Source organism: Verminephrobacter aporrectodeae subsp. tuberculatae At4, from assembly GCF_000193225.1.
In the GTDB taxonomy this organism is placed as follows: domain Bacteria; phylum Pseudomonadota; class Gammaproteobacteria; order Burkholderiales; family Burkholderiaceae_C; genus Acidovorax; species Acidovorax aporrectodeae.
Genome location: NZ_AFAL01000024.1, coordinates 1 through 8222 on the forward strand (window position 1 = coordinate 1; position 8222 = coordinate 8222).

General features: G+C 65.9%; 9 protein-coding genes. All 9 read right to left on the reverse strand.

Annotated elements, in window-relative coordinates; genetic code table 11:
* The coding region (locus tag VTU_RS25135; protein WP_040891574.1) for an Ldh family oxidoreductase at nt 1–277 on the reverse strand (277 nt) is incomplete at its 3' end.
* A 2-nt stretch (nt 278–279) separates the two neighbouring features.
* Complete coding sequence (locus VTU_RS0100740) at nt 280–1209, reverse strand: hydroxyacid dehydrogenase (RefSeq protein WP_010099883.1); 930 nt, start codon at nt 1207–1209, stop codon at nt 280–282.
* A gap of 22 nt (nt 1210–1231) precedes the next feature.
* The gene (locus VTU_RS0100745; protein ID WP_010099885.1) at nt 1232–2212 is read right to left on the reverse strand and encodes a Bug family tripartite tricarboxylate transporter substrate binding protein; all 981 of its coding nucleotides are present in this window, start codon (nt 2210–2212) and stop codon (nt 1232–1234) included.
* A gap of 5 nt (nt 2213–2217) precedes the next feature.
* A complete protein-coding gene (locus tag VTU_RS0100750) occupies nt 2218–3393 on the reverse strand; it encodes a UxaA family hydrolase (protein ID WP_010099887.1) in 1176 nt (391 codons plus the stop codon).
* Nucleotides 3394–3426: 33 nt separating this feature from the next.
* Complete coding sequence (locus VTU_RS0100755) at nt 3427–3708, reverse strand: UxaA family hydrolase (protein ID WP_010099889.1); 282 nt, start codon at nt 3706–3708, stop codon at nt 3427–3429.
* 130 nt (nt 3709–3838) lie between these two features.
* A complete protein-coding gene (locus VTU_RS0100760) occupies nt 3839–4840 on the reverse strand; it encodes an alcohol dehydrogenase catalytic domain-containing protein (RefSeq protein WP_010099890.1) in 1002 nt (333 codons plus the stop codon).
* A 27-nt stretch (nt 4841–4867) separates the two neighbouring features.
* Nucleotides 4868–5635: an SDR family NAD(P)-dependent oxidoreductase gene (locus VTU_RS0100765; protein WP_010099891.1), complete on the reverse strand. Its 768-nt coding sequence runs from the start codon at nt 5633–5635 to the stop codon at nt 4868–4870.
* A gap of 13 nt (nt 5636–5648) precedes the next feature.
* The gene (gene hpsN, locus VTU_RS0100770) at nt 5649–6962 is read right to left on the reverse strand and encodes a sulfopropanediol 3-dehydrogenase (protein WP_010099893.1); all 1314 of its coding nucleotides are present in this window, start codon (nt 6960–6962) and stop codon (nt 5649–5651) included.
* A 103-nt stretch (nt 6963–7065) separates the two neighbouring features.
* Nucleotides 7066–8115, reverse strand: coding sequence for an ABC transporter substrate-binding protein (locus VTU_RS0100775; RefSeq protein WP_010099896.1), 1050 nt, complete (start codon nt 8113–8115; stop codon nt 7066–7068).
* Nucleotides 8116–8222: the final 107 nt, after the last annotated feature.

Consider the following 8222-nt stretch of genomic DNA (forward strand, 5'->3'; position numbering starts at 1 on the left):
GTTCGCAGGCCGCGAAGGCAAAGCCATCGCCAGCGTCGATCAGCACCGCGCCGGCCCGCTCGGCCTGAATGCGCGGCCGGGCGTTGCCGACAACGCGGCCGGCCTCCATGTGGCCGACGTACATCGGCACGCGCGCGAGGCCGTGCGAGGCCAGCCCCTGCGCTTCGGCGGCGACCAAGGCGCGCGCCGTGGGCTCGGCCTGAGCGGCAGACGCACCGGCATTTTCCAAGGCGCGCCGGGTCAGCGTTTGCAGTTCTTGCAGGGTGTGCAGCGGCATCGTCAAGCGCCCAGAACCCTGGCCACTTCGGCCGCGATCCTTGTGGAGACCCGTGCGTTGGCCTCGGCGGTGACGCCCGCCACATGGGGTGTGAGGATCACGTTCGGGCAAGCGGCCCATGGGTTGCCGGCTTTGAGCGGCTCGGGATCGAACACGTCGATCGCCGCACCGCCCAGCGCACCCGACTTGATCGCGCGGGCCAGCGCGGCTTCGTCGGCAATGCCGCCACGCGCGGTGTTGATGACGATCGCACCCTTCTTCATGCTGCCGATGCGCTCAGCGGACAGGAGGTTCCTGGTATCCGGGGTCAGCGGCACGTGCAGGCTGACCACGTCTGCGCGCGCCAGCACGTCGGACAGGCGCATGCTCTCGACGCCGCTGTGCGCCCACACCGCATCGTCGTTGTGCAGCAGCGGGTCGTGCGCGACCACGTGCATGCCCAGGCCCTGCGCGAGGCGCGCCGTGAGACGGCCGATGCCCCCGAAGCCGACAAGACCCAGGGTCTTGCCCGCCGTCTCGCGGCCGGTGGAGAGTTGCGCGCGCGGCCATGCTCCGCCGGCCACCTCGCTGCTGGATTGATACACGCCGCGCAGCAGCACCATGCAGGTGGCGATCACGTACTCCGCGACCGCCACCGAGTTGGCACCGGTCGCGCAGAGGACTCTGATGCCGCGCGCCTCGCAGGACGCGACGTCGATGTTGTCCAGGCCCACGCCCAGACGCCCGATCACGACGGCCCTTGTGCAAGCGGCGAGCAACGCGCCGCGCACCTGCGTGCGATTGCGCACCACCACCGCATCGGCCTGCGCGACGGCAGCCATGAGCCGCGCTGCGTCATCGACCAGCTTCGGGTCGTAGACGACGTGGAACTTCTGGCAGAGCGACTCGACCGCCGGGAGGTCCATGAATTCAGTGATGACGATTTTTTTCATGATTTTTCATGAGAACCCAGAACTAATCAGCGCGAATTCCGCGCTCCTGGATGATGTTGCGCCAGCGCGCGACGTCCTGCTGAATCACGCGGCCAAACTCGGTGGGGCCCAGGCCCGTGGGCGTGAAGCCCATGCCGAGCATCCTGTTGCGCAGCTCCGGCAGCTTCAGCGCCTTGATGACCTCGGCGGCGACCTTGTCGACGACCGCAGCGGGCGTTCCCGCCGGCATCACCAATCCCGTCCAGTTCTCGAGTTCCATGCCCGCCAGACCCGCTTGTGCAAAGGTGGGCACGTCCGGCAGCAAGGGATGGCGCTGAACGGACGTGACGGCCAGCGCGCGCAGTTTGCCGGCCCTGACGTAGGGCGCGGCCTCCGGAAGGTTCGCCACGATGAAATCGAGCTGGCCGCCCAGCAGATCGTTGAGCGAGGGAGCGCCCCCCTTGTAGGGCACGTGCTGCGCGCTGATCCTGCCACTCAGCACGAGCAACTCCAATCCCAGGTGCGGTGGCGTGCCGTTGCCGGAGGACCCTCCGTTGAGCGACTTGCCCCGCGCATCGAGCAGGAATTCCTGCAATGTGTTTGCCCGGTTGTCGGCATGCACCACCAGCACCAACGGGCTGTTCGCCAGATGGACCACGGGGGTCAGATTCTTCGTCAGGCTGTAGGGCAGGTGCGCAAAAAGCGACTGGTTCACCGCGTGCGTGAGCGTGATGGCCAGCCACGTATAGCCATCCGCCGGTGACTTGGCCGCCAAGTCGGCGCCCAGGCTGGCGTTGGCTCCCGGCTTGTTGTCGATCACCACCGGCTGCATCAGCGACTCGCTCGCCTTCTGGCCGACCAGGCGCGCGATGACGTCGGTCAGGCCGCCCGCGGCAAACGGCACGATGTAGCGCACCGGTTTGCCGGGGTAGTCGGCGGCCTGGGCCTGCGCGCGCATCGGGAGCACGACCAGACCTGCTGCCACACCCACGATGACCGAAAGCACCCAGCGCCGCGTATTCATGCGACTCAAGCGCTTTCAAAGAGTCTCGTCAGCACGAACTCGCGGTGGCCCAGCGCCTCGGCGGCGGTCCAGCGCCCATTGATCGTGCGCATCATCATGTCGAGCAACTGATCGCCGGCCTGGTCCAGGGTGCGTTCGCGCTGCAACAGGCCCGAGCAATCGACGTCGATGTGCTCGCCCATGGTTCGCACGGTGCGCGGATTGGCGCAGATCTTGATGACCGGGACAATGGCGTTGCCGATCACGTTGCCCTGCCCCGTCGGAAAGAAGTGCACCACGAAGCCCGAGGCGGCGCACAGGGTGACCATTTCCGCAGCGGCCGACGACGAGTCCATGAACCAAAGGCCCGGATGCAGGGGGCGCTCGGCCTTGTCCAGCACGCCGTCCACGGTGCACTTGCGGCCGATTTTCTGGATGTTGCCCAGCGCCTTTTCTTCGATGGTGGTCAGCCCGCCCGCGATGTTGCCCTTGGTCGGCTGTGACTCGGAGAGATCGCTCGTCTTGTTGCGCTGGATCATGTCCTGATAGCGCTGGAACATCTTCATGAAGTCCTCGCGCACCTGGTCGTTCGCGCAGCGCGCCGCCACGATCTGCTCGCCGCCCGTCAGCTCCGATGTTTCACCGAACACCAGCGTGGTGCCCAAGGCATGCAATTTGTCGAACGCGTCGCCCACCGTCGGATTCGCGCCGCAACCCGACGTGGTGTCTGACTCGCCGCATTTGGTCGATACCCAGAGCTCGGAAATGGGGCATTCGACTCGCTGCATCTCGCTGGCGTGCTGAACGTACTGCCTGGCGGCCTTCGATGCCTGCATGATGGTCTCGTGGTCGCCATGGCCTTCGATGCCAAAGCCCACGACGGGCTTGCCCGTCGTGGCGATGCCGTCAACCACTTTCCGGGTCCAGCCATCTTCAATCCCGATGACCACGACAGCGGCCACGTTCGGGTTGCAGCCCGCGCCGATCAGGGTCGCGAAATGCAAGTCCAGGTCGGCGCCGAATTGCAGGCGACCATACGGATGGGGAATGGCCATTGCGCCCTTGACGTTGTGCGCCACGGCCTCGGCAGCAGCATTCGAGAGGTCGTCCAGCGGCAGGATCACGACGTGATTGCGCACGCCGACGCGGCCGTTTTCGCGGCGGTAGCCCCGGAAGAAGGTGTCTTTGGTGATGCTTGACATGGAAAGGTCCTGGATGAACTTGATGCGGGCGGCTTACCAGCGCTTGGTCCTGATGTTTTGCACGTGCGCGTGCTCGCCGGCCTTGACCGCGGCGACCACCTTGCCGATGTCGGTACCGTACTTGATGACCGTCTCGCCGACGGCGAGGTCCTTCATGGCGACCTTGTGGCCCAACGGAATGTCGGCCTTGCACGGAATCTGGATCGTGCGGTCTTCGTCGAGGATCAACGCCGTGAGGACCTGACCGGCCTGGACGCCCTCAGTGACCACGACCGCAACGCTGTCGTCGGGGTCGTGCAATACGCAATGGATCATGGGTTCTCCTTCGAGAGTGGGGGGCGAAGACAAGTATGCGTTTCCGAATAAGTCAACCATATCATCCATATGACTTGGTTGATGAAGTGTTTTCCCTTAGGGCAACCGATCCGCCCGATGGCCGCGCCACTCAGGGCAGCAGGACAATCTTGGCCGCAGCCGTCCGGCCCTGATCAAGGTCTTCGAAAGCGCGCGGGCCATCGGCCAGCGGCCGCTGCTCCACCCAGGACAGATCGCCGAATACGCCGCCGTGCAGTGCGGCGACCGCCGCGCGGAGGTCTGCCGTCGTATAGGTGTAGGTGCCCAGCAGCGTGATCTCGGCCAGGGTCAGCTTGCGCATGTCGATCTCGCTCGCCCCGTCCTGCAGTCCCACGTGCAGGACGACGCCGCCGGGCCTGATGGCGCGCAGCGATTGCTGCCGCGTCACGCCGGCGCCCACCGCGTCCAGCACGTAGTCAAACTGGTTTTCGCCAGGGGCCTGTTGCCGGGGGTCGAGCACGGTGCACGCGACGTGGGTTCGCAGGGCCGCTCTGCGCAATGCGTTGGCTTCGCTCATGCTCAGCTCGGTCACGCCAAGGCGCTTCAGGAGCAAGCCCGCCAACATGCCGATCGCGCCGCCCCCGATCACCAAGACCTTGCACGCGTGCACCGGGCGCTGAAGGACCCGCAGGGACCCGTGGATGGCGTGCCACGCCGTCGCCGCGGGTTCCGTGAGAGCGGCCGCCCAATCCGGCATGTCCTGCGGCATCGCGATCAGGGAAGCGGCCGGAATGCCCATGAACTCTGCATACGCGCCTGGGCGAGTCATGCCAAGCATCGTGCGGGCGCTGCACAGGTTGTTGCGCCCCTGAACGCAGTACGCGCAAACACCGCAGGTGATGAGCGGATTGCCCGTAAAGCGCATGCCGCGCTCGAAGCCAGCGGCCGCCGTCTCGACCACCGTCCCCACGAACTCGTGCCCGAGTACCAGGCCAGGCTTGCGGCGCGGATCGTGTCCGCGCCATGCGTGCAGGTCAGAGCCGCAGATGCCGACGGCATCGATCCTGAGCACCACTTCGCCGGGACCCATCCCGGGAAAGGGGCGGTCCTGCATTTGCAGTTCCCTGGCTTGGGTGTAGACGAGTGCCTTCATGTTCCATTCCTCAAGCGTGCCGGTAACTCACCGCGCGGTGAATCCCCCATCGACCATGAGCGTCTGGCCGGTGACGTACGCACTGGCATCGCTCGCCAGGAAGACCGTGGCTCCATGGAGGTCCTTCAACTCTCCATTGCGGCCCATGGCCGTCTGTTCGGCGTTGCGCTGCCAGTGCTGCGGGTCGGCAAGAACCGGAGCGGTCAACGCGGTCGGAAAGAAGCCCGGCCCGATGGCATTGCAAGTAATGCCGTAGGGCGACCACTCCTGCGCGATGGCGCGCGTCATCTGCACCACCCCGCCCTTTGCGGCGCCATAGGGCGCGCTGTTGGCGAATGCCCGAAAGCTCTGCAGGGAGGCGACGTTGACGATTCGGCCCCAGCCGCGCCGCGCCATGCCGGGTGCCAACGCTTGCGTCATGAAGAAGGGCGCCGCGAGATGCAGGTTCAGCTGCGTCTGCCAACTCGCGGGCGTGACTTCGGCGAACGGCTCCCTCAAGTTCACGCCGGCGGCGTTCACGACGATGTCTACGCCGCCCAAATCCGCCTCAGCGGCACGCGCTGCCGCGGTCACGGCGGCCGGGTCGGCAAGGTCGGCGGCCACGGAGCTCACCACGAGCCCCCGTGCGCGCAGCCGTTCCTGCGCAGCATGCAGCGCGGGCCATCTCCGGGCCATCAGCAGCACGCGTGCACCGGCGCTGCCCAACGCGAGCGCCATGGCTTCGCCGACTCCGGAACTGCCTCCGGAGACGAGCGCGCGCCGGCCGGTCAAATCGAAAAGCTGCGCCAGGCTCATGGCGGCGCAGTTCTCAGGCGACAACGGGTTCACCGAGTTCAAAGCGCTGCCCGGGAAAATATTTCGCCAGCCGGGCGTCGGCCGTGCGCGCATGGGCTTCCATGCCTTCGAGGCGCGAGATGCGCGCGGTGACCTCAGCGATTTCGCGCACGCCCTCGCGCGTCATGCGCTGCCACGTGAGCGTCTTCATGAACTTGTGCACGGACAATCCACCCGAATAGCGCGCAGCGCCCTTCGTGGGCAGAACGTGGTTCGGCCCGCTCGTCTTGTCGCCGAAAGCCACGGTCGTTTCTTCGCCCAGGAAGAGCGAGCCGTAGCAGGTGAGATGCGCCAACCACCAGTCGAGGTCCTGGCAGTGAACTTCCAGATGCTCGCAGGCATATTCGTCGGACACGGCGCGCACTTCCTCGCGCGTGTCGCAGACGATCACCTCGCCATAGTCACGCCATGCGCAGGCCGCGGCGTCCCGGGCGGTCGGCGGCAGCGCACCAATCAGCGCGGGAATGCGCTGCATGACGTCCCGCGCGAGTTCCTTCGACGTCGTGAACAGCCATGCAGGAGACTCGTGCCCGTGCTCGGCTTGGCCCACCAGGTCGCTCGCAACCATTGCCGCGTCGGCGCGCTCGTCCGCGATGACGGCCACTTCGGACGGACCCGCGAATACGTCGATGCCCACCTGGCCGAAGAGCCTGCGCTTTGCTTCGGCGACGAACTTGTTGCCTGGCCCCACGATCACGTCGGCCGGCTTTTCCGTGAAAAGGCCGTAGGCCATGCTCGCGATCGCCTGGACTCCGCCCAAGGTCATGATGACGTCTGCACCGGCCCGATCGAACGCATACATCAAGTAAGGGTGCATGGGCCCGCCGCGAAACGGCCCCGAGCAAGCAATGACCGTCTGCACACCGGCAGCCTTCGCGGTCGCCACGCCCATGTAGGCGGACGCGATGTGGGCGTATCGGCCGGCCGGTGCATAGCACCCGGCCACATTCACTGGCAGCACGCGCTGTCCGGCCGTGACGCCCGGGTGGAGGCCCACGGAGAACTCCTGCATGGAATCGCGCTGCGCGGCGGCGAAGTCACGCACTTGCCCGATGGCGAAATCGATGTCGCGGCGCACGGTCACCGGGACCTCCGCGGCGCGGCGCCGAATCTCGTCGCGATGCACGACGATCTCGCCATCCCACGCGTCCAGCTTCTGCGCATATTCGCGAACCGCCGCTTCGCCGCGCGCGCCGATGGCGGCAAGCATCTCGAGCACGACCTGCTGCGCAGCCCCGGTTTCCGTCTCAAGGGTTTTGTCGGCCTTTTTCAGATAGGTCACGGTCATATCGATCTCCGGAATGCGGCGGGGACGGCCGCTTGAAGGTTTTGTTTTGATAGCGCTTACAGCATCCGACGCGGTCATGTGCCGCTATTTGCGGGGCAGGACACTAATTGGTACGGTTCGCGAACTCGCGCAATTTCGGGTCCGCGTTGACGCGCTTCATGTACGCCTCGGTGATGTATGCGTTTGACGCCGGAGCGTTCTGGATGGCGCCCGTGCCGCGCATGAAGTGGGCAATCTGGCTGAACCACCCGTCCATCTCCGAGTCGCCCCGGCTGCGATCCATGCGCGCCAATTGCTGATCGAGCCGGAAGGTGGGGCGCGTCGCAAATTCCTTTTGCAGGGAGACGTCATCGACCTGCGTGCCGCCCTGTTCGTAGAACCTGCGCATCATCGCGATGGCCTCGCCACGGTTGGCGTGCATCCACGACCAGGCGCGCAGGTAGACCGCCAGGAACTTGGCCACGTTCTCCGGATTTTGCTGCGCGTAGTCTCCGCGCGCGACCAACGCGCCAGGGACTATGACTCCACCGTCCTTGCCCGAGCACAGTTGGACCGCGCCGGCCTTCTCTTCCACTTGGTAGGTGTTGGGCGCCCAGAGCCCTGCCAGCGCTCCGCCCCCTGACGAGAGGGCCGAGATGATCTCGGCCTGGCCCATGTTCCTGATGCTGACGTCCGACTTCGACAGACCGTATTTCCTCAGGCATGCCTGCACGGCGAAGTCCCCCGTCGAATTGCTGGTCACGAGAATTGTTTGGCCCTTCATCGACGCCGGGTTCTTCACGAATTGCTGCGCAGCCGCCTGGCTGGCCATCAACGCATTCGCGCCGGACTCGTCGTTGCTCAACCCGACCGTCCGGATCCCGAAACGCAGAAATCCCAACACGGCCGGCACGGAGCCCGTCGCGCCAACGTCCCACGACTTGGACGCAGCCGCAGCCATCTGCGGCACGCCGGCGGGAAAGACGCTGAACACGGGCCTCAACCCGACCTCGGCCCACCAGTTCTTTTCCGTGGCGACGAAGAAGGGCAGCGCCCAGTACAGGGCCGGCTGGTAGCTCACCTTGATTTCCGTGAGTTCGGTCGGCTGGGCATGCGCCCCCAGCGTCGCGCCCACCGCCACTGCGGAGAGGATCGCCTGCTTTATGCGGTTCATGGAATGTTTCCTGGTTCCAGTCAGAGGACGGCGCACGGGCATGGAAATCAATGCACGCCGCGGCCCTGCTGCTCGCGCAGCAGCTTCCCTATTCTTACTGTGTCACA

Bases quoted from the DNA above. Each gene is read 5' to 3' on its own strand.
- VTU_RS0100750 (WP_010099887.1), bottom strand. From the start codon at position 3,393: ATGTCAAGCATCACCAAAGACACCTTCTTCCGGGGCTACCGCCGCGAA.
- VTU_RS0100775 (WP_010099896.1), bottom strand. From the start codon at position 8,115: ATGAACCGCATAAAGCAGGCGATCCTCTCCGCAGTGGCGGTGGGCGCG.
- VTU_RS0100755 (WP_010099889.1), bottom strand. From the start codon at position 3,708: ATGATCCATTGCGTATTGCACGACCCCGACGACAGCGTTGCGGTCGTG.
- VTU_RS0100760 (WP_010099890.1), bottom strand. From the start codon at position 4,840: ATGAAGGCACTCGTCTACACCCAAGCCAGGGAACTGCAAATGCAGGAC.
- VTU_RS0100740 (WP_010099883.1), bottom strand. From the start codon at position 1,209: ATGAAAAAAATCGTCATCACTGAATTCATGGACCTCCCGGCGGTCGAG.
- VTU_RS0100745 (WP_010099885.1), bottom strand. From the start codon at position 2,212: ATGAATACGCGGCGCTGGGTGCTTTCGGTCATCGTGGGTGTGGCAGCA.
- hpsN (WP_010099893.1), bottom strand. From the start codon at position 6,962: ATGACCGTGACCTATCTGAAAAAGGCCGACAAAACCCTTGAGACGGAA.
- VTU_RS0100765 (WP_010099891.1), bottom strand. From the start codon at position 5,635: ATGAGCCTGGCGCAGCTTTTCGATTTGACCGGCCGGCGCGCGCTCGTC.